A 21,193-nucleotide genomic window follows, 5' to 3' on the forward strand; every position below is an offset into this window, starting at 1 on the left:
TTGAACGTATGTTTAATGCTATTTGTTATCTATTTTTATTACTTTTTATTTAAGCTTTCAAGCTTTTCCATACGGATAGTCACTGCGCGTTTATGTGCAGTTAACCCTTCAGCAGCAGCAAGACAAGTCACTGCAGGTGCTAAATTTCTTAATCCTTCCTGCGTTAACTCTTGTACCGTGTAACGCTTAACGAAATCAGCTAAACCCAAACTTGAATAGGTTTTTGTGTAACCATAAGTTGGTAATACGTGATTTGTTCCACTTGCGTAATCACCAACAGATTCTGGTGTCCAAGCGCCTAAAAAGATAGAACCTGCATTTTTAAGTAAAGGTTGTAACAAACGTGGTTGCTCAGTTTGTACAATTAAATGCTCTGGCGCGTAACGATTTGAAATCATAATTGCTTGATCAATATCTTTACACACAATGCTAACGCTATTCGCAATCGCTTTTTCTGCAATTTCACGACGTTCTAATACAGCAAGTTGACTTGCTATTTCAATGGCTGTTTGTTCAGCAACCTGTGCAGAAGGCGTAACTAGTATTGTTTGTGAATCATGCCCATGTTCAGCTTGAGACAATAAGTCTGAAGCAATAAAAGCAGGATCGGCACCTTTGTCGGCAATCACTAATACTTCTGATGGACCGGCTGGCATGTCAATCGCTGCACCAGAGAAATCATTACTAACTTGGCGTTTCGCTTCAGTTACAAATGAATTGCCAGGGCCGAATATTTTATCTACCGGTTTAATTGTTTCTGTGCCATAAGCTAAAGCTGCAATAGCTTGCGCACCACCTACAGAATAAATCTCATCAACACCACATAGTGATGCCGCATATAGAATTTCATCTGCAAGTGGTGGCGGTGAACATAACACTAAACGTGAACAACCTGCTATTTGAGCAGGTGCACCCGTCATGATCACCGTTGATGGTAGTGGCGCGCTGCCACCAGGAATGTATAAACCAACTGATTCAATTGCTTGTGTATGCATTTCACATACAACACCTGGCATTGTTTCTACACGTATAACATCTTGTTGCTGTGCTTTATGAAACTTCACAACCTGTTCGTATGCCACTTTAATTGCATCTTTTATATCAGAACCAAGGCGTTTTGTTGCTGCTTCGATATCTGTGTTTGTTAACGTGAAATTATTACCGTCTAATTTGTCAAAACGTTTTGTGTATTCAAGTAATGCTTGATCACCGTTTTCACGAATATTAGTAATAATATCTGAAACTGTCGCAGTAAGACCTGATGAATCGGCCATTGCAGGGCGACTCAACAATTCAGTTTGCTGTTCAGGTGTTAATTGTTCCCAGTTGACTGTTTTCATTCCCATGATCTGGACTACTCCATCATTTTTTCAATTGGTAAAACTAGGATTGAACTTGCACCTAATGCTTTTAATTGCTCCATTGTTTCCCAGAACAGGTTTTCTTTACTCACAACATGGAGTGCAACATGATCTTCACTACCCGCCAAATCCATTACTGTTGGTAAATCTGACCCTGGTAATAAGTCTGTGATTGCAGCTAGGTTTGCTTTTGGTGCGTTTAACATGATGTATTTCGATTCTTTCGCTGTTTGTACACCGTCAATACGAGTAAGAATACGGTCTACTAAATCTTGTTTATCACCCGTTAAAGGCTTGTCACGTTGCATTAATACAGCAGTAGAACGGTAAATAACTTCAACTTCTTTCAAACCGTTTGCTTCTAATGTTGCACCTGTAGAAACTAAGTCACAAATTGCATCGGCTAAGCCAGCGCGTGGCGCTACTTCAACAGAACCCGTTAACATACAAGATGTATAAGGTACGTTAGCTTCAGCCATAAAACGTTTTAGTATATGTACATAAGTTGTCGCAATGCGTAGATTTGCTAAAGATTGCACACCTTGGTAATCAAAATCATTGTCAACTGCTAGTGAGAAACGACATTCACCGAACGCTAATTCTTTTACTACTTTATGTGCTGTTGGTTCATTAGCAACTTTACGCATCATGCTTTCTTCTTCAAGCACGTTTTGACCAATAAAGCCTAAATCTACAACGCCATCCATTACTAAACCTGGGATATCGTCATCGCGTACACGAAGAATATCAATAGGCATATTGTCACTGTGTGCAATTAAACGTTGTGTATTTAAATTTACTTTAATACCACATGCTTTTAATAATTTAACAGTGTCATCACTTAGACGACCTTTTTTCTGGATTGCGATTCTTAAACGTTGTTCTGGCATTCTTCTTTTCCTTGCATTTAAAACTAAAAAACCCTCGGGAGATTCACTTCCGAGGGTTTATATTTGGGTAACCACTGGAAGCACATAAAAACTCTTCCAAGAAACATCCTGAAAGATTAAGTAATATGATGATGGTAATGTGCTTTCAGGCTTATCTTCTTCATGGTAAATAATACTCTATAATTTAATTGTGTTTAGAGTATCAATCTAAACTTTAAAAGTGAACTGTTTTTTGTATATATCTAAGATGTTTTTAGTATAAATATATTAAGTCAAAGGTATGCTTTGTTTTACTTAATATAGGTTAGTTATTCATTAGTGATGTCATGCTAATCGGTACACTTTTGAAATTATTTTTTTATTTGAAACTTTCTAAAAAGAAAAAACCTTATAAGGGGCCCTTTTAAGGTTTCGTTTTTATATTGCTTTTTATTCTGTTATCGCTGATTCGTTTGGCAATGCTTGTTGTTCTTGCTCAGCTATTTTAGCTCTTTCTGCTTTAGAGATATATTTCTCTTTTGATCCTGGTGCAACCTTGGCATTTATTTTTTTAAGGCGTTTTTGCAGGATACTATTTATTTTCTTTTTACGATTCATATGAAACCCTTATTTATATGTCGGGTATTGTAAAGATTAAAGCCTCAAATTCAAAGTTGATTTTCAGGTAGGGTTAAATAAAGGTGCATTAATAAGCTTTTATAAACATGTTTGATGATAATAAGCCGCTATAATGAAGCTATGTTAATAAAAGGCGAGTTATTAATAAGGTATTTGGTTCGAATACTTTGATATAAGGGGATCCCATTATGAGCCAACATCTAATCAATGACTTTATTCATCGAACGTATCTCTTCAAGCCATTTAACAATAATAAATTAACCACTCAAAAATTAGTTAAGTACCAAAAGTCTAATGATCATAACCATAGCTCACCTGAAGATATTGAAGAAAGTGTGCATAATTTAAAATCAATTGTTTTAGTAAAAAGCGATAAACCGCAAGAAGATAAAACAAAAACTGAATCCAAAAGTGAAGCTAAAATAAAACACGTTGATATCACTATTTGATTTTTTTACGTTGATGATAATTAGATAACCCAACAGGGAGCTTTTCAGGAAACTTTTTTAACCCTTTAATGACATGATTAATTGTCAAAATAGGGTGCTTAAATAGCATCTTTGGACCCGCATATTGCATAATTACTTTAGTTAGTTCTCTATAGTGAGGTTTATAGCAATGAATGGGGCATAGCTTGCAAGCAGGTTTTTCTTGCCCGTAAACACAACGGTCTAATTTTTGTTGAGCATGGGAAAGTAAATTTTGGCAATCTTCACAATTTTCTTTCTGGTGGTGCGCTTTACAGTATAAGGTTGTCATTAACGTTATTGTTTTAAACTCCTCTGCCAATTTACCTGTTAATAAATCGGGTTCATTTTGCGATAATGGTTGTTTGTTACCCATAATGATACCTTTGTTTAAAATAACTCTGCGCTTATATAGAAGTAACCCATGTCCTGTTTCTGTTAAATAACGTAGAATATTCATTATTTATAGCATTTCAATTTTTCATTGTTTCTGATGTAGCGCAAAGAAAACCATAATTTATTCGCCTTAAAGATTGGGTTAGGCATAAATTTAACGCGCTATAAAATCAAACTGCTTTATTGAAACGTCATGACCTAACTTGTATCTAACTTAAGAGCTCACTAACTTGATTGCTTCATTTTTTTCATCGACAGGCGCACTTGCAGATCTTATCCCTCATTTTAGAGGACGAGAAGCACAGGTTAAAATGGCAGAGGCTGTTGACTTAGCCATTAAAAAAAAATCATCATTAGTGGTTGAAGCAGAGACGGGCACGGGTAAAACGTTCGCTTATTTAGCACCTTCGCTATTAAATTTAGATAAAAGCCTAGGGCAAAAATTAATTATATCGACAGGTAGTAAAGCACTTCAAGAACAACTCTATTTAAAAGATTTACCTTTATTACTTAAAGCAACTCACTTTACAGGGGTGTCTACCTTATTGAAGGGGCGTAGCAATTACCTATGTACTGAACGTTTAAATCGTTACATGTTAGAAACCCGCTTTAAACAACCTAATTTACATACTGAATTAGTCACCATTAAAGATTGGTCAGTGAGTACTGCAACGGGCGATATAGCAGAAGTCGATAATTTACCTGAAGATGCTTTGATTATTCCTTCTATTACCAGTACTAACGATAATTGCTTAGGTCGAGAATGCCCTAGTTATGAAGATTGTTTTGTCGTGAAAGCGAGAAATAAAGCCATGGATGCTGATGTTATTGTCATTAACCATCATTTATTTTTTGCCGACCTTGCTGTTAAAGAAACTGGTTTTGGTAAACTAATTCCAGAAGCCGATACTTATATATTTGATGAAGCACACCAATTACCCGATATCGCGAGCCAATATTTTGGTGAAGTACTTTCAAGTAAACAATTAACTGAATTAGCGAAAGAAATCGATTTTGTGTATCGCACGGAATTAAAAGAAGCTAAACAAATGGCAAAAGCAGCAGAACAACTTAGAGCGGCATCATTAGATTTCAGATTAGCATTTGCGATGGAAAAAGGGTCGGGAAGCTGGCGAGATAAAAGCAAAGATCGCGCGATGCAAATGCATGTAACCCGCCTAAGACAAGTACTGATATTTCTAAAACAAGTAGTAACAGAGCGATTAGGTAAGAGTGAAGTATTAGATCATGCTTTTGAAAAAATTAACCAATACAGCTTATTATTTGAAAGATTAAATAACGTCCACGAAAGTGGTTTTAGTTATTGGTACGAATGCACTAAACAACATTTTTCATTGAATATCACACCACTCAGTGTAGCGACTCGTTTCCAAGTTGAATGTCAGAAAAAACAAGCAAGTTGGATTTTCACCTCGGCTACTTTATCAGTGAAAGGGGAGTTTAAACATTTTACACAGCTATTAGGCTTAACTAATTCAGATTGTTTACAACTCAATAGCCCATTTGATTATGCTAAACAAAGCTTATTTGTTGTTCCAAGGTTATTACCTGAACCGGGCACTCCTGGATTAGCTATTAAATTAGTAGAAGCATTATCTCCCGTGATAAAAGCGAGCAAGGGCCGATGTTTCTTTCTTTGCACTAGCCATTCTATGATGAATCAACTCGCACAAGCTTTTAGGGAATCATTAACGTTACCTGTTCTTTTACAGGGAGAGAAAAGTAAACAAGCTTTGTTAGACGAATTTATTACTCATGGTAATGCACTTTTAGTGGCAACAGGTAGTTTCTGGGAAGGCGTCGATGTACGAGGTCAAACCTTATCTTGTGTGATTATTGATAAAATTCCTTTTGCGTCTCCTGAAGAGCCTCTATTAAAAGCACGAATGGAAGATGCTGAACTAAAAGGAGGCGATCCTTTTTTTGATGTGCAATTACCTCAAGCGGTTATTACACTTAAACAAGGTGTTGGGCGTTTAATACGAGCAGAACAAGATAAAGGTGTATTGATCGTCTGTGATACAAGATTAGTCAGCCGTAAATATGGCAATCTGTTTCTGAATAGTTTACCTTGCATGCCTCGTACTCGAGACCTCAATAAAGCTATCGACTTTTTGACTTTAATTGATTAAAAAGATTCAATAAAATATTCAAGTAAGTATTGATAAAAGCTGCAATATAGCCAATATCATTAATAAAATTATCACTTTCATTAAATAGGCGATTTATGTCATCTTCATTAAATATTCTGTGCATTGATTCTTCAACAGAAGCTTGTTCGGTTGCATTATTAACAAAAGATGCAACTACTTATCAACGTTTTATGTTTGCTCCTAGAGAACATACACAGAAAATACTACCAACAGTTGATGACGTTGTTAAAGAAGCAAAATTATCATTAGCTGATATTGATGTGATTGCTTATGGGCAAGGTCCTGGAAGTTTTACCGGTGTTCGTATCGGAATCAGTATTGCGCAAGGGTTAGCCTTTGGTTTAGAAAAAAAGATGGTCGGTATCTCTACTTTACAAGCGATGGCACAACAAGCATTACACAATGATAAGCAATGTAATAGTGTTTATGCGGCTATCGATGCGCGAATGGGAGAAGTTTACTTTGCACATTATATTAATGAAAATGGTGTTATGGTCTTACAGGATAAAGAAGTTGTCATAAAGCCTGAAGAATTAATAGATCAACAACAAAATAATGGCATCGTTATGCAACAAAATAGTCAGTTAGTTGGTACTGGTTGGGCTGCGTACCCTGAATTACTAGCTTTTTATCAAACATGTTCTGTATCTGATATTCTTTACCCAAGTGCCGAGTTTATGCTTAAATCAGCATCATTATTAATTGAAAATGATAAAGCAGTAGAGCCTGAATTAGCGATACCTGTTTATTTACGTGACACAGTGACATGGAAAAAGCTTCCAGGAAGAGAATAATTGTCTATAATACAAACATAATTAATATGTGATTAGGAAAAAACAACTCACAAATGGCTATTTATAATAATATATCGATGACAAATATCCCTATTAATACGGGTAATGTGTCACAGGTTAAAAAGAATGATAATGCGCCACACGTTAGCGAAGTTTCCCCTGTCACAAAAAAAACGGATAGCACTGAATTTTCTTTAGTGCTTTCATCGCAGCAAGAAGAGTCTATCAATGATACGTTAGGTTATGATCAGCCTTCTGCAAAAGGACGCGGAGCTCTAGACGCTTACCAACAAGTTGCAACTCAAGAAAGACGCGATCAATTAATTGAAAGCATGAGTTTTCATTTCGTCGTTTAAAATGAACCTTTCAATCTCCTAGACGTCTATTCACTTCATTTGGATGATTCAGGTTTTTCTATGTCACGTATTACTTTTTTAACGCTTTCAATACCCACTTTATTATTTTCCCTTCTCTTTAATCATGTTTCTGCGCATAATTACCCGATTAACCTATCAGAGAAACAAACTAATACACTCGCAACTCTTATTTGGCAGAACGAAGGGGCAGGTAAAACTGAATTTCTGACGGTATGGAATAAAAAGGAAAATTTTCCATCTTTAGGAATAGGACATTTCATTTGGTATCCAACATCAAATAAAGGCCCATATATTGAACAGTTTCCTCAGTTATTAAACTATCTGATAGAGAATAATATTGATGTTCCACAATGGTTAATAGAAACACAGATTGCGCCATGGAAAAGTAGAGAAATGTTTTATAACGCGTTTGAAAGTGATCAATTAAAACAACTAAGAGCACTACTTCATTCGACTATTGGTTTACAGGCTAAATTTATTATTAAACGCTTAGAGCGTGGTATACCTGCCATTTTAGACAGTAGCGATGAAATACAAAAAATAAAAATCAATAAGAATTTAAGTGCATTAACGTCCACACCTGAAGGCATTTTTGTATTGTTAGATTATGTTAATTTTAAAGGTGAAGGTATTGCAACTAATGAGCAATATCAGGGTTATGGTTGGGGGTTAAAACAAGTATTACTAGCGATGCCTGAGCAATCAAATAATGTACTATTAAGTTTTTCTTTAGCCGCTGATGAAATGCTCACTAGACGTGTTAAAAATGCGCCAAGAGATGAAATTCAATGGTTAAAAGGGTGGCGAGTTCGTATCCATAAATATCCTTCATTATCTATTGAATAATAAATTACAAATACTAACTAAATAATGCACATTTAACAGTATAAATAGTCAGTGACCTAGCCAACTGAATTCAGTCTCCCTAGTGAGGTTAATAAATTTTTTAAGCTCATGGTTTATTTAATTAAACTTATTATCCTTAAATCTATAGTTCTAAATTAAGGGTTTAATACTAACTCTTGATATATCGCCTTTTTTCAACCTATTTAACCTTAGTTATAGATAAGCAAAGCAATACAACATTGCTATTTCCGCGGATTTCTGCGTTAAATTATTTCTCAATAACCCATTATTTCTTCAAAAATTCACCTTGAATTACGCAAAATTAACAGCACTGTATAGGGAAAAGTATAACCTTATGTCTTTAAATGTAATTTCGCTTTCATTAACTAGCATTGGGTTATTTAAAATCACTTCCCACATCAATGATAATGTGATTAATTAGTTTATAGCTTTAATGCATTTATCTTGTTTATTTATTGCTCTCCATTGTGATGATAACGACAGACAATGATATACTTGATTTTTTAAGCTTTTGTTATTATTACAGTATTGATTTTTACGCTTTTTCTATACAATAGCGTAAATTTCATTCGGCAATGCCCATTTAAATAAGGTCTTATTATGTTATATCGAATTATGCGTAGTTTTTTATTCAAAATGAATCCAGAAAAAGCGCACGATCTTTCAATCAAGCAGTTGAAGTTAACTCACGGTACCGTGTTAGACCTTTTTTACCGTCAAAAAGTACAGCAACGTCCAGTACAGGTGATGGGATTAACTTTCCCTAACTCATTAGGTTTAGCGGCAGGCTTAGATAAGAATGCTGAATGTATTGACGCTTTTGGTGCGATGGGCTTTGGGCATATCGAAGTCGGTACCGTAACACCTGTTGGGCAACCTGGTAATCCTTCACCACGTTTATTCCGTGTATTAGAAGGCGAAGGGATCATTAATAGAATGGGATTCAATAATGATGGTGTTGATAATCTAATTGAAAATGTAAAAAGTAGTAATTTTAAAGGTGTGATTGGTATTAATATTGGTAAAAACATCAATACACCTGTTGAACAAGGTAAAGAAGATTACATCATTTGTATGGAAAAGGTTTATCCTCACGCAGGTTATATAGCAGTCAATATTTCATCACCAAATACACCTGGATTACGTTCTTTACAGTATGGAGAAGCACTAGATGATTTATTATCTTCATTAAAAGAACGCCAACAAGCACTTGCTAAAAAACACGAGAAATATGTTCCTATTGCTTTAAAAGTGGCCCCAGATTTGAGTGATGAAGAAATTGAGTCAATTGCCCAATCTTTATTAAAGTATAAAATAGATGGATTAATCGCAACTAATACAACACTTGATCGTGAAATAATTAAAGGCATGTCTCATGCTTCCGAAGCAGGTGGTTTAAGTGGTCGTCCTGTACAGAGTAAAAGCACTGCAGTTATCGCTAAATTTTCAGAACATTTGAAAGGTGAAATACCAATTATTGGTGTCGGTGGTATCGATAGTGTGATTGCCGCTAAAGAGAAAATTGCAGCGGGCGCTAGTCTAGTACAAATATACTCTGGGTTTATCTACCAAGGGCCGCCATTAGTAAAAAATATTGTAAATCATATTTAATATCGAGTAACTCGTAACTATTGTAAATAGATGCACGTAAACATAAATAGATTCATGGAAAAATAAAACGATATAATGATTTAAAAATAATAGTAGACAAAAAAAGTAATACGTATACAAATAAAATGATTTTAAACGGGGAAAAGTGATGGATTTTATTCCAAAAGCACAATGGCAATGGGTCTTTGATCATCAACAAGGTAAATTATCTGTTGTGGGTCTCGAACGCGCTATTCCTATCGTATATGAATCAAATATGTTGCGTTTACGTGAGAGTCAAACACTTTCCTTTACTGTGGAAGACGTTACTCGTTATATTGAATTATTTGAAAGTGAATCATTAAGCCATTTCGAAGAGTTTTTACGTTGTAAAATAATATTACACCTCTTAGCAATAGACATTTTTCATAAGCCAATTATGCCTAAAAGTTGGTTATTTCAAGCATCAGAAGAGTCTAAAGAGCAATTTGATAATGGCGAATTAGCCATGTTAATAACGACAGGTGAACTTGAGTCTGCAAAATATATGGTGTTAGACCAACAAGATAACTTTTGTTTATGTATGTTGTTTGATGAAAGCCATCTATTTCCAAATGGTAAAACCTTTAAACAGTTTCAAATCATCAAAGTAACAGTAGATAAGTTGACTCCATGTTTACAGCCTCAAGCACAAGAATGGATATCTTTTCAAAATGCAGGTTAACACTTTAACCTCAATTTTCGATAAGTTATTCGATACTGCTTCGTTATTCATAAGTGATATTGATATCTAAAATAACTTAAGTGGTATTTATACCAATTATATTAAATAAATGATCTAAATTTTGTGTAGAAAAAATGTTTTAGTTTAAAGTATAAGTGGGGGACTTTCGAAGATTAACTGCCTTTATCGTCTGTCGGGTAATTAATCATAAGATGTTCATACTTAAATAGTTATTTCCTTATCAAAACTTACAACGAAGAAGTAGTTAGTTTAACAAGCAAAACAGAACTGTTAATGAGTATGATTAGCATTACTGTAATTTCTATTTTTAACATATAAAAAACCGCTTTTTGAGCGGTTTTTTAGTTTACGACAAAAATTAATCGTTACGTTTAGTTACTTCTAATAAATGGTAACCAAACTGAGTTTTTACAGGGCCTTGTACTTCACCAATTGGTGCAGAAAACACGACTTTATCGAACTCTGGGACCATCATTCCTGGACCAAATTCACCTAAATCTCCACCTTGTGCGCCAGAAGGGCATGAAGAGTGTTGTTTAGCAACTGAAGCAAAATCAGTTCCTGATTCTATGTCGCTTTTTAATGTTAGACATTGTTCTTCTGAACTTACTAAAATGTGACGTGCTTGAGCTAAAGCCATGGTAATTCCTTAAATAATAAAAAGTTAGGGGATTGTAACGGTAGATTCCCAAGGGTGCAAATTAGACTTATTGAACTGGTAAATTTTATTGATTATTTACTTGCATCTTTACAATAAAGTCATATTATGTCGAAATGTTATTATTTATTAGTTGAGGTTTACATGAAACGTATTGCATTATTTCTATTAACTAACCTAGCTGTTGTTTTAGTGTTAGGCATTGTCTTAAGTATTGTATTTTCTGTCACAGGAATGGACTCTAGAAGCATTGGTGGATTATTAATATTAGCTACTGTTTTTGGTTTTGGTGGTTCATTTATTTCTTTAGCAATATCTAAATGGATGGCGAAAAGAAGTACTGGTGCAGTTGTTATAACGACCCCAAGTAATGCAACTGAACGCTGGTTATTAGAAACAGTTAAAAAACAAGCGGACAAAGTCGGTATAAATATGCCAGAAGTTGCAATTTATCAAGCTCAAGATATGAATGCCTTTGCAACGGGTATGAAAAAGAACAGTGCGCTGGTTGCTGTGAGTACAGGTTTACTTGAACAAATGACACAAGATGAAGCTGAAGCTGTTTTAGCTCATGAAGTTAGCCATATTGCGAATGGTGACATGGTAACACTTGCACTTATACAAGGTGTTGTTAATACATTTGTGATCTTCTTAGCACGTGTTATTGGTGGATTTATTGATAGCGCTATGCGTGGCAATAACGATAATGATTCCGGTCGAGGTTTTTCGTATTTTATTATCGTTTTTGTTTTAGAAATGGTGTTCGGTATTTTAGCGAGTACGATTGTTATGTATTACTCAAGAAAACGTGAGTTTAGTGCCGATTCAGGATCTGCTTCATTGGTCGGTAAAGCGAAAATGATTGCAGCACTGAAACGCCTTCAAATGACATCTGAACCTAAACTTGAAGGGAGCTTGATGGCATTTGGCATTTCGGGGAAAAAGAAAAGTAGCTTATTTATGTCGCATCCACCATTAGAGGATCGTATTAAAGCCTTACAAAATAGCCAAATGATGTAAATTTAAGTCATTTAACTCTCAATATCTCAAAAAATAGCATGTATATTCCTACATGCTATTTTTTTATCTGCTTAACTCTGTAAAATCAATTAACCTCTTTTTAACATCTGTAATGCTAGCTAGTTATGAATCTTTGTATTAATAAATTCCTTAAAACGATGACAGCAGTCTCTCTTTTTTTATCTGTAATGAGCTGTACTCCATATCAAAAACCTTTAACTATAGGTGCAGCCCCTTGGCCTAATTTTGAATTTGCTTTTTTAGCGAATGAATTAGGCTATTTAAATAAAGATAACTATTCATTATTAGAGCTCACTTCATCAACCAGTGTTATTCAAGCTTTTCAAACAGCTAAACTAGATGTTGCCTTTCTATCCTTAGATGAAGTTTTGACGTTAGTAGCATTAGGAATCGATTTAAAAATAATATCAGTAATCGATCGTTCAAAAGGTGGTGATGCACTAATGGCAAAACCTGAGATTAAGACATTAGAAGATTTAAAGTGGCATTCAATTGGCTATGAAAATAAAGCTTCAGGTGCATTGTTACTTGATGAAGTTTTTACGTTAACGGACTTAAATAACCAAACAGTACAACTGCATGAAGTAAAACAAAATGAAGTAAAAGATGCTTACTTGAAAGGGAATATTGATGCTTTAATTGTTAGAGAGCCTGTAAAACAACAATTATTAGCATTAGGAGCGCGCGAGTTAATTAACTCAACTGCATTAGGTTTACCTATTATTAATGTATTAGTTGTTCGTGGTGATTTATATTTAGAAAAAGAACAGCAAATAGCCCATTTTTTAAGATCATATTACCGTGCTCATCGTTTCTATGAAAAAAACACACCAGAAGCATTAACCAGTATGTCAGTACGCTTACAGCTTTATCCCTATTTCCTTGAAAAAGCGATATTAAATTCACAATTTATTAACCCTAAGCAAGCACTGATGCGCCTATCTGGTTCTCCTTCTAATATAGAATTGCAAGCAGAGCAATTAAGCATTCTAATGAGTGAAAAGCGTATGCTGGGGCAAATTCAAACAGACCTATCAAGTCTCATCTCAACACGCATTTTAGAACGGGCTATTTATGAATAAATTACGTCAAACTTCATTAATTGTCCTTTTACCTTCAGTATTGTTTATTGTTTTTATTATATTGCAAGGTAGTGTGTTTTTACTTGATTATGACAAAAAACAACATCAACTTTATATTGAGTCAGAGCAAGATATAAAGGGACTCGCAGGTCAGTTACAAACTTCTTTATCAAATTCTTTAATGCGTTTAGAGAAAGCAAGGGCCCAAGACTTCGTCTCAACAGCTGCTTTAAATGAAAATGTAAAAACGGTTGCGGTTGTTGATAATAACCAGCAAGTTGTTTTAAGTAATAATTTTCGTGAAAAATATATGTTTGCCAAATTACAGTTAGAAAGATATGAAGGTCAATTATTAGATCGTGTGATTAATCAAAATGAAATCGTCGTTAAATATTTTGAAGACAGTAAAGAGCTAGTTGTCTATGCACCTTTACAAATGATTTCAAAAGGTAACAGTCTCAACCGAAAATTTAATGGTGTTATTTTCATTCGCTATTCTTTAACGAGTGCTTATAGTGAACTGATGCATGATAGTTTATTCATGTTAATTAACTTTTCATTAATTCTATTAGTTACCATGGCTTTATTTGTTTACTTCATTAACCGTTCATTAGTTTTGCCCTTAAAACGCCTCGCTCAGTCAGTAAATATTACAGATATTACTAATCAACCTAAAATACAGCAATCAGGATTAGGCGAGGTTGGTTTATTACAGCGTGCCTTTGCTAACTTAATTACTGATGTTTCAAATAATATTAATCAATTAGCGGCAAGTGAAGAGCGTTGGTTATATGCCATTAATGCTGCAAGAGATGGTGTATGGGATTGGGATGTTGTAGCGGGTCAAGTTTATTATTCTAATCAATGGAAAGAAATGTTGGGTTACCAACAAGAAAGTATCAGTAATGACATACTGGAATGGGAAAGCCGAATCCACCCTGATGATGTGTTCCAAGTTACGGACGATCTAGGCTCGCATTTTTCTGGGCGAACTTCTTTTTTTGAAAGTACTCATAGAATTAAATGTAATAACGAAGAATACCTATGGGTGTTGAGCCGTGGTCAAACAGTCTCTTGGGATACAGAAGGAAATCCTTTGCGAGTAATAGGAACAATTACAGATGTTTCCCCATATAAAAAATCACATGAACAAGCTAAGGCAGAGGTACAGCTCGACAAAATTACAGAACTACCTAACCAAGTCCAGCTGGTCTCTTATATTTCCAAAGAAATAATTAGGTTACAAAATAAAAAGCTACAAGGTGCGTTAATCACACTTGATTGTGAGCAGTTTAAATTAGCAGGTCAATATCAAAGTGATGAACTTTTGTATTTAATTGCACGGAGATTAGAAAGAAATAAACTCAGCCCAGATTTTGTTTGCCATAAACAAGGTGCTGTATTTGTTATTGTTTTACCTGATCTTCATGCATGTCCAGAACAGGCTGCAGAGCTTACATTAACATTTATTAAAAAATTAGATGTAGCATTAACGTTACCGTTTGAAATCAATAATAAGGAACTAACATTAAGTTTTATTTTTGGCATCACTTTATTTCCAGTAGAAGACATTAAACCAGATGAGTTATTAGAACAATCGTCTGAAGCAATGAAAGCTGAAAATAGTCAGTTTGGTAATATAAGTTTTTATTCTAAAAATATAAGAGAAAAACTACATTTAAAACATAGTTTACGAGCAAAGATACAAAAAGGTCTTGAAAATGAAGAGTTTTCTTTATTCTTTCAACAGCGAGTTGATATTGACGGTAATTTAGTTGGTATTGAAGCATTATGTCATTGGCAACATGGCCAACAAGGTTGGATTGATTCAACTGATTTTTTACCTGTTGCTGAAGAGTCAGGTTTAATTATCCCCCTAGGAGATTGGGTTATTAGACATGCTTTCTTAGAATTACAAGGATGGATTAAGCAAGGTTTACCAAAATATTTTAAAACTTTATCAATGAACGTAAGTCCAAAACAGTTATTACAACAAGAGTTTATCACTTCATTAGAAAAATATTTATTAGAAACGGGTATTGATGCAAACTTAATTGAATTAGAAATTACTGAAACAGTTTTAGTTTCACACACAGAGTTAGTCATTAATAAATTAAACGAACTACGTAAACTTGGGTTTAAATTTGCGATTGATGACTTTGGTACAGGATATTCATCATTTTCGTACCTCAGTGTATTACCTGTTTCGACATTGAAAATTGATCAGTCTTTTATTGTTAATTTATTACAACAGGAAAACCAACAAGTTATTGTTAGTGCCATTATTAATATGGGGAAATCTCTAAACTTAGATATAGTTGCAGAAGGCATCGATAATGTAGATCAACTTGATTTCTTAATTGATAAAGGGTGCAATCAGTTTCAGGGGGCTCTTATTGGAGAACCTTTATCAGCCTACGATTTTCAACATATTCTTTTAAATGAAACCGTCAAACCAAAAAGTTAGAGAGTTAATGAATAAACTTTATAGAATTTGTATTTGCTGTGTACTAACATGTGCGTCTTTTAGTGTTACTGCTGCCATTAGCTATGCTATAAAAGGTACAGATAATGAAAAAGCGATCGCCAACTTAAACGTTTATCTCAGTGGTCTGTCTGCACCTGATAATGCAGATAATGAGAATTATTTAAATGAAGTCATTATTACCAGTAAAGAAAGCTTAGTTGCTTTAGGTTTTTATCAATCAAAAATAACAACCTCTATTAGTGGTGAAGAGACTAAACAAGTTGTAACGCTAGATGTTAATTTAGGTCCGAGAACCACCATCATAAAGGTTGATTTGAAGCTAACAGGTGAAGCGTTAGATGATCGTAATTTCCAAGCATTGTTACTTGATTTTCCAATAAAAGAGGGGCAATTTTTAGATCATGGAGAATATGAATCAGCTAAAAGTCGTTTCAAAAGCCTAGCTCAACGTTATGGTTATTTTGATTCCGTCTATACAAAGTCTTCTGTTGAAGTGACACAAAAAGACAATACTGCCATCATTCATTTATGGTTTGATAGTGGTATCCGTTACCAATTTGGTGAACTAATATTCGATATAGATACCCCAGCCGAAAAATATATTCGCTCATTGCTTAATTTTAAAGTTAACGATCCATTTGATACGGCAACATTAAATGCATTTAACCAAAGTTTAAATCAAACCGGTTATTTTAAAAGTATTACTATTTTACCGAATATGGAAAAACAACAAGGTCGATTAATTCCATTACATGTTATTACTTACATGCGCCCTGAAGACTCATTTAATACCGGTTTAGGATTTAGTACTGATGAAGGTATTCGTGGTAAATTTCGTTGGTTTAGACCATGGGTAAATCAATATGGTCATTCAATCGATGCTAATATAATTGCATCAGTTCCAAAACAAGAAGCTTCAATTACCTATAAAATTCCCATTGAAGATCCAATCAATAACTATTTTTCTATTCAAGGTGGTTATAAGATGCTTGACCAAAACGATACGGATACAGACCAATATGTTCTTAGCTTCAATCGGCATTGGTTGTTAGATAATAATTGGTTACGCACTATTTATATTCGCTACGATAAAGAGTCAGGTATTCAAGGACAACAAGTATTTTCTACAGCTTTAATACTGCCGGGCATTAGCTTTAGTAGGACTCGAAGTCGAGGAGGTATCAATGTAGATTGGGGTGATAAACAGTTAGCCTATGTTGAATTTGCTAATGAGAGCTTATTTTCAACAGATGATGTTGTTAAAGTTTATGCTCAAGCTAAAATTATTCGTACTTACAATGAACATCAGTTTGTTGCATCGGCAGAAGCTGGGGCAATCTTTGCTGACTCTATTACTAATGTCCCTTCTTCTATGCGTTTTTTCACTGGCGGAGACCAAAGCATTCGAGGTTATGACTTTGAAGAGGTTGCTCCCAGAGATTCTATCGATGATTTGATCGGCGGTAAGTATCTTGCTACAACAAGTTTAGAATATCGTTATCCTATTACACAAAATTGGAAGTTTGCTGTTTTTTCTGATGTAGGTACAGCAACCGATGATTTTTCTGAAGAATTATCAATGAGTACAGGAGCAGGTGTGGTGTGGGCTTCACCTGTCGGGCCCATTCGTTTTTATATTGCAAAACCACTAACGGATACCGATGACTCTTATAAAATTCACTTAATGATTGGGCCTGAATTATGAGGTTTTTTGTATCACTCGCTAAGTTTACAAAGCGTTTATTATTTGTTTTTTTTGTTCTTGTCGTATTAGTTATTTGGCTGACAAATACCCATACAGGTAATTCTCTTATTATCAGTGTATTAGAAAAAATTGAACCACGCTTAAATATTAGTTTAACGGAAGGTAGCCTATTTTATTCGCCTATATATGAAAATATTCGTTGGCAAGATGGTGATACTTTAATTGAGCTTAATAATGTGAGTTATCAGTTTGACTGGGGTTGTATAATAGAAGAGTTCTGCCTTGATTCTCTAACCGTCAACAATGCGAACATTCATATTCCCCAAAGTGATGAACCAGCAGCAGAAGAAAGTGAACCTTTTATATTAGAGTTTCCACTCCCGGTACATATCAGACACCTTGATATTAATAACACTCATGTCAATGTTGCTGGTATTGATATTGATTTAAAAAAATTATTACTGACTGCTGATGGAGAAGGTCACGATTTAACCTTAAATACGAGTATAAGTGGATTGACGGTTGTATTAGCTGATGTTGAAGATCAACCTACGACAGTACAAAAAACAACGCCTAACCTTAATAACCCAATCACTTCTTTTCCTGCAATTCTAACTGATCAAACCTTACCTGAAGTCGTATTACCATTTAATTTGATTGCCAATAAATTAAATATCAATGATTTTAAACTAATTCAAAATAAAGAAAATATTAGTGTTATTAACGACTTAAAAAGTAAATTTACCTTTATTGGTTCAGAAGTGAAAATTGATAACTTTAAATTAGATATACCCGAAGCCAATGTAGATATAAAAGGTAATATTGATTTAAGCAAACGTTACCCGATGGATATGGAAGTCATTATTAACGTAAAAGAAGTTAAAGAGTTAGCACCTAGCACTTTATTAAAAGGTCAAAAAATAAAATTAATAAGTAAAGGTGATTTAGCTGACTTACATTCTGAAATAACATTAAGTCATTTAATTAACGCCAAAATTAATAATGAAGTTGATCTCTATAGCGAGAATTTACCACATCAATTAACTATTCAATGGGACAAATTTACTTGGCCTTTAACCGGTCCTGAACAAGTAACAACAAGTAAAGGTAACGTATCGAGTAGTGGAGATCTTAATAATTATACGTTAGATATTCAAACTCATTATGCATTACCTGAATTACCTGCTGGAGATATAAGTCTTCAAGGGCAGGGTGATCTTCAGTCTATGGCATTAAAAAAATTATTGATTAACACACTACAAGGTAAAATATTATTAACAGGAAAACTTAATTGGGTAAATAATATTACTTGGTTGGGTGATTTAAATATTAATAATCTCGACTTCAAAGAACTTAGTGATACTTACCCTGCAACACTTAATGGACACATTAAACAATCAGTTACTGTCCCATTAAATGACAGTAGTAAACCTGCATGGGCATTTAGTTTCCCTACCATTGATTTAAAAGGCTCATTTTTAAATAAGCCATTAACGGTTAACGGCGCAGTTAATGGAGATGAGAAAGCAGGGTTTAACGTCAACAATCTCAACATCATTAATGGTGATAATAATGTTAAAGTTAACGGAAAAGTAGCTGAAAAAAATGATCTTGTTTTAGACTTAAATATTCAAGATTTAAGTAAAATTGTCGTAGAAACAACAGGAAAAATTATCGGTAAAGTAACGCTAGCTGGTAGTTTAGAAAAGATGCAGGTTAATACTAGTTTAGAGGCTTCTAATATTAGTTACTTAGAAAACAATGTTGAGCGTTTAAGTTTAAGTGGAAAAGCAACTATTGCTGATATTCCTTTTGCAGATTTAAATGTTGATGCTAAAAACATAGTCGCCAATAAACAAAAAATTGAATCTTTATCCGTCTCTATCAATCCAGAAAATGTATCAACTAAAAAAGTAGAGCATAACGTTAATATTGCATTAAAAAGTGATCTAGCCAGTAGTGATTTAAACATATTATTTACTCAAGAATTAAAGAGTTGGCAAGCAAAACTCAATGAAGGCTTAATAAAAACAACGCAGGGATTACTTGTTTTAGAAAAGTCTTTCACGGTGACAATGGAAGAAGAAGTCATCAATTTAACGGAACATTGTTGGTTTGCGACTAACGATAATAATGCCAAGAATGGCCAACTTTGTATTAATAAGTTCAATGCTGGTGATAATGGCAATATTAACATTAATGTTAACGACTTTTTAATTTCCACATTATCGCCATTTATTCCTAAAACACTTTCACTAGAAGGCGCTTTAGATGCTGGTATTAAAGTGGCATGGACGAAAAATAAAAAACCAAGTATTGATCTCACGGTAGATGGCAAAGACATTGCTCTTAATATAATGGCAGATGGGAATACCCAAAAACCAATAAATTATCCAGTTGAAGCATTCCATATTGAAATGCAAACAGATCAAGAAAAAGCTGATTTCATTTTAGAAGCTGTATCAGATGGTTTATTAAATGCCAATTTAAAAGGGCAAATAAAACCCTATGAAGCGACACCAGTAATTGAGGCTAATCTAGATTTATCATTACCAAATTTTGATGCATTTTCTGCTCTTATTCCTCAAGTAGATAAGTTAGCAGGTTACCTTAAAGCAGATGTGGGTATTAGTGGGCAACTTGATAAACCATCTGTTAAAGGACAAGTAGTAATTACAGATGTTTCAATGAAAGCACCAAGCTCACCAGTCCAAATTTCTGATTTGAATACTGAAATTAGTATCGATAATAACACTGCAACCGTTAATGGTTTTTTCTTTACTAACAGTAAAAAAGAGACAAAGAAAAAACGAAAATCATTTATAGATAAATTAATCTCACTTAAAAATACTGCGATTAGTACGGTGAGTATTCCACAACGTATCGCCAATTTAGCGAATGAAAACAAAGAACTAGTAGAAACTGACGGGCGTGTTGATATTACTGGTTTGATCGATTGGGTAGATGAACTTAAAGCTACAATACACCTTCAAGCAAATCAAATGCGTATTGAAGATTACGGTAAAATAGAGCTTTTTCTTAGCCCCAATATAGACTTAATTTACGATAAACACATTAGTATTGAAGGTGTTATTAACGTTGATAAAGGCAATATTACTGTTAAAGAGTTACCTGCAGGCGCGGTTAATGTTTCAAAAGATGTCATTGTAGTCGATGCAGAAAAGCAAACCGATAGTGCTGATTTACCAATGAAGATGAATGTAAAAGTATCTTTAGGTGATAAGTTACATATTAAAGCAATAGGGTTAGATTCTTATATCAATGGAGATTTATTAGTAAGAAAAGAATTAACCAAAGAACTGACTGTTAATGGGGAGTTATCTTTTTCTAAAGGTAGCTATCGTGCTTTGTCTCAAGAATTAGTTTTACAAAATAGCCGAATTATTTTCCAAGGCCAAGCCGATTCCCCATATTTGAATATTGAAGCCATACGAGATCCAACGGATATTGAAGATAATGTAACGGCTGGCGTACGTGTAACAGGCACACCAGATCAAATACAGCTTACGATATTCTCAGATCCTGCAATGTCACAGCAGAATGCACTTTCGTATATTACCCGTGGATATTCAATTGAAAATGTTACTGCTGATGGTAACTCCAGCCAACTGGCTGCAATTTTAATAGATTTAGGAGCAGGGCAGACAGATGGTGTCATAAATAATATCGGAGACAAAGTAGGAATTAAAGATTTGTCTTTAACGTCAAGTGGCCAAGGTAGTGAACAATCTGTAGGTATTAAAGGAAAAATAGCACCTGGTGTTGAAGTAAGTTATGGCGTTGGTGTTTTTGATTCATTTACCATTTTTGCTATTCGTTATGAATTGTTTAAACAATTCTACATAGAAGCATCAAGCGGGTTATACCAAGCAGTTGATGCTTACTATGAATGGGATTGGGATTAATAGTTTCGTTATTT

The 21,193-nt window shown here is 34.2% G+C and carries 17 protein-coding genes and 1 other annotated feature; of the genes, 12 read left to right on the forward strand and 5 right to left on the reverse strand.

The window, feature by feature from the left end; translation table 11 throughout:
* Positions 1 to 38 precede the first annotated feature (38 nt).
* From hisD to V6255_RS08815, 3 genes are all read right to left on the reverse strand, one after another.
* Entirely contained in the window at positions 39 to 1,340 is a 1,302-nt protein-coding gene (gene hisD / locus V6255_RS08805; RefSeq protein ID WP_341627861.1) for a histidinol dehydrogenase, read from the reverse strand.
* Positions 1,341 to 1,354: 14 nt separating this feature from the next.
* Complete coding sequence (gene hisG, locus V6255_RS08810) at positions 1,355 to 2,251, reverse strand: ATP phosphoribosyltransferase (protein ID WP_025564604.1); 897 nt, start codon at positions 2,249 to 2,251, stop codon at positions 1,355 to 1,357.
* A 22-nt stretch (positions 2,252 to 2,273) separates the two neighbouring features.
* Positions 2,274 to 2,392: a sequence feature (His leader region), on the reverse strand.
* Positions 2,393 to 2,680: 288 nt separating this feature from the next.
* Positions 2,681 to 2,848, reverse strand: coding sequence for a DUF2986 domain-containing protein (locus V6255_RS08815; protein WP_081695385.1), 168 nt, complete (start codon positions 2,846 to 2,848; stop codon positions 2,681 to 2,683).
* A 209-nt stretch (positions 2,849 to 3,057) separates the two neighbouring features.
* Here V6255_RS08815 and V6255_RS08820 point away from each other — a divergent pair, with 209 nt between their 5' ends.
* Positions 3,058 to 3,318: a hypothetical protein gene (locus V6255_RS08820; RefSeq protein ID WP_341627811.1), complete on the forward strand. Its 261-nt coding sequence runs from the start codon at positions 3,058 to 3,060 to the stop codon at positions 3,316 to 3,318.
* Here the strand turns inward: V6255_RS08820 and V6255_RS08825 are convergent.
* Positions 3,311 to 3,712, reverse strand: coding sequence for a nitrous oxide-stimulated promoter family protein (locus tag V6255_RS08825; RefSeq protein ID WP_341627812.1), 402 nt, complete (start codon positions 3,710 to 3,712; stop codon positions 3,311 to 3,313). The genes V6255_RS08820 and V6255_RS08825 overlap by 8 nt on opposite strands.
* A gap of 250 nt (positions 3,713 to 3,962) precedes the next feature.
* On the opposite strand from V6255_RS08825, the gene V6255_RS08830 reads away from it, so the two are divergent.
* The 6 genes from V6255_RS08830 to V6255_RS08855 all read left to right on the forward strand — a co-directional run bounded on the left by V6255_RS08830 (position 3,963) and on the right by V6255_RS08855 (position 10,258).
* The gene (locus V6255_RS08830; protein ID WP_341627813.1) at positions 3,963 to 5,885 is read left to right on the forward strand and encodes an ATP-dependent DNA helicase; all 1,923 of its coding nucleotides are present in this window, start codon (positions 3,963 to 3,965) and stop codon (positions 5,883 to 5,885) included.
* A 95-nt stretch (positions 5,886 to 5,980) separates the two neighbouring features.
* Entirely contained in the window at positions 5,981 to 6,700 is a 720-nt protein-coding gene (tsaB, locus tag V6255_RS08835) for a tRNA (adenosine(37)-N6)-threonylcarbamoyltransferase complex dimerization subunit type 1 TsaB (RefSeq protein ID WP_341627814.1), read from the forward strand.
* Positions 6,701 to 6,753: 53 nt separating this feature from the next.
* A complete protein-coding gene (locus V6255_RS08840) occupies positions 6,754 to 7,056 on the forward strand; it encodes a hypothetical protein (protein WP_341627815.1) in 303 nt (100 codons plus the stop codon).
* Between the two features lie 60 nt (positions 7,057 to 7,116).
* Positions 7,117 to 7,923 carry a hypothetical protein gene (locus V6255_RS08845; RefSeq protein ID WP_341627816.1) on the forward strand — a complete coding sequence of 269 codons (807 nt, stop codon included), beginning with the start codon at positions 7,117 to 7,119 and terminating at the stop codon, positions 7,921 to 7,923.
* A gap of 621 nt (positions 7,924 to 8,544) precedes the next feature.
* Positions 8,545 to 9,555 carry a quinone-dependent dihydroorotate dehydrogenase gene (pyrD, locus tag V6255_RS08850; RefSeq protein ID WP_341627817.1) on the forward strand — a complete coding sequence of 337 codons (1,011 nt, stop codon included), beginning with the start codon at positions 8,545 to 8,547 and terminating at the stop codon, positions 9,553 to 9,555.
* Between the two features lie 148 nt (positions 9,556 to 9,703).
* Complete coding sequence (locus V6255_RS08855) at positions 9,704 to 10,258, forward strand: cell division protein ZapC domain-containing protein (protein ID WP_341627818.1); 555 nt, start codon at positions 9,704 to 9,706, stop codon at positions 10,256 to 10,258.
* 379 nt (positions 10,259 to 10,637) lie between these two features.
* Here V6255_RS08855 and V6255_RS08860 read toward each other — a convergent pair whose 3' ends face one another.
* Complete coding sequence (locus V6255_RS08860; protein ID WP_160061514.1) at positions 10,638 to 10,919, reverse strand: peptidylprolyl isomerase; 282 nt, start codon at positions 10,917 to 10,919, stop codon at positions 10,638 to 10,640.
* A 162-nt stretch (positions 10,920 to 11,081) separates the two neighbouring features.
* On the opposite strand from V6255_RS08860, the gene htpX reads away from it, so the two are divergent.
* The 5 genes from htpX (at position 11,082) to V6255_RS08885 (ending at position 21,179) form a co-directional block, all read left to right on the forward strand.
* The gene (htpX, locus tag V6255_RS08865) at positions 11,082 to 11,957 is read left to right on the forward strand and encodes a protease HtpX (RefSeq protein ID WP_341627862.1); all 876 of its coding nucleotides are present in this window, start codon (positions 11,082 to 11,084) and stop codon (positions 11,955 to 11,957) included.
* A gap of 125 nt (positions 11,958 to 12,082) precedes the next feature.
* Entirely contained in the window at positions 12,083 to 13,060 is a 978-nt protein-coding gene (locus V6255_RS08870; RefSeq protein WP_341627819.1) for an ABC transporter substrate-binding protein, read from the forward strand.
* On the forward strand, positions 13,053 to 15,527 hold the full coding sequence (locus V6255_RS08875; protein WP_341627820.1) for an EAL domain-containing protein: 2,475 nt from the start codon (positions 13,053 to 13,055) through the stop codon (positions 15,525 to 15,527). Before V6255_RS08870 ends, V6255_RS08875 begins: the two co-directional genes overlap by 8 nt.
* 7 nt (positions 15,528 to 15,534) lie before the next feature.
* The gene (locus V6255_RS08880; protein WP_341627821.1) at positions 15,535 to 17,253 is read left to right on the forward strand and encodes an autotransporter assembly complex family protein; all 1,719 of its coding nucleotides are present in this window, start codon (positions 15,535 to 15,537) and stop codon (positions 17,251 to 17,253) included.
* Positions 17,250 to 21,179, forward strand: a complete 3,930-nt coding sequence (locus V6255_RS08885; RefSeq protein ID WP_341627822.1) for a translocation/assembly module TamB domain-containing protein — start codon at positions 17,250 to 17,252, stop codon at positions 21,177 to 21,179. Before V6255_RS08880 ends, V6255_RS08885 begins: the two co-directional genes overlap by 4 nt.
* Positions 21,180 to 21,193 lie beyond the last annotated feature (14 nt).

Source organism: Psychromonas arctica (genome assembly GCF_038155225.1).
Lineage (GTDB): Bacteria > Pseudomonadota > Gammaproteobacteria > Enterobacterales > Psychromonadaceae > Psychromonas > Psychromonas arctica_B.

What these genes read in the sequence shown, in the direction of transcription:
- htpX (WP_341627862.1), top strand. Translation starts at nt 11,082, where the DNA reads ATGAAACGTATTGCATTATTTCTATTAACTAACCTAGCTGTTGTTTTA.
- V6255_RS08875 (WP_341627820.1), top strand. Translation starts at nt 13,053, where the DNA reads ATGAATAAATTACGTCAAACTTCATTAATTGTCCTTTTACCTTCAGTA.
- hisD (WP_341627861.1), bottom strand. Translation starts at nt 1,340, where the DNA reads ATGAAAACAGTCAACTGGGAACAATTAACACCTGAACAGCAAACTGAA.
- V6255_RS08825 (WP_341627812.1), bottom strand. Translation starts at nt 3,712, where the DNA reads ATGGGTAACAAACAACCATTATCGCAAAATGAACCCGATTTATTAACA.
- pyrD (WP_341627817.1), top strand. Translation starts at nt 8,545, where the DNA reads ATGTTATATCGAATTATGCGTAGTTTTTTATTCAAAATGAATCCAGAA.
- V6255_RS08860 (WP_160061514.1), bottom strand. Translation starts at nt 10,919, where the DNA reads ATGGCTTTAGCTCAAGCACGTCACATTTTAGTAAGTTCAGAAGAACAA.
- V6255_RS08845 (WP_341627816.1), top strand. Translation starts at nt 7,117, where the DNA reads ATGTCACGTATTACTTTTTTAACGCTTTCAATACCCACTTTATTATTT.
- V6255_RS08840 (WP_341627815.1), top strand. Translation starts at nt 6,754, where the DNA reads ATGGCTATTTATAATAATATATCGATGACAAATATCCCTATTAATACG.
- V6255_RS08880 (WP_341627821.1), top strand. Translation starts at nt 15,535, where the DNA reads ATGAATAAACTTTATAGAATTTGTATTTGCTGTGTACTAACATGTGCG.
- V6255_RS08855 (WP_341627818.1), top strand. Translation starts at nt 9,704, where the DNA reads ATGGATTTTATTCCAAAAGCACAATGGCAATGGGTCTTTGATCATCAA.
- hisG (WP_025564604.1), bottom strand. Translation starts at nt 2,251, where the DNA reads ATGCCAGAACAACGTTTAAGAATCGCAATCCAGAAAAAAGGTCGTCTA.
- tsaB (WP_341627814.1), top strand. Translation starts at nt 5,981, where the DNA reads ATGTCATCTTCATTAAATATTCTGTGCATTGATTCTTCAACAGAAGCT.
- V6255_RS08820 (WP_341627811.1), top strand. Translation starts at nt 3,058, where the DNA reads ATGAGCCAACATCTAATCAATGACTTTATTCATCGAACGTATCTCTTC.
- V6255_RS08885 (WP_341627822.1), top strand. Translation starts at nt 17,250, where the DNA reads ATGAGGTTTTTTGTATCACTCGCTAAGTTTACAAAGCGTTTATTATTT.
- V6255_RS08870 (WP_341627819.1), top strand. Translation starts at nt 12,083, where the DNA reads ATGAATCTTTGTATTAATAAATTCCTTAAAACGATGACAGCAGTCTCT.
- V6255_RS08815 (WP_081695385.1), bottom strand. Translation starts at nt 2,848, where the DNA reads ATGAATCGTAAAAAGAAAATAAATAGTATCCTGCAAAAACGCCTTAAA.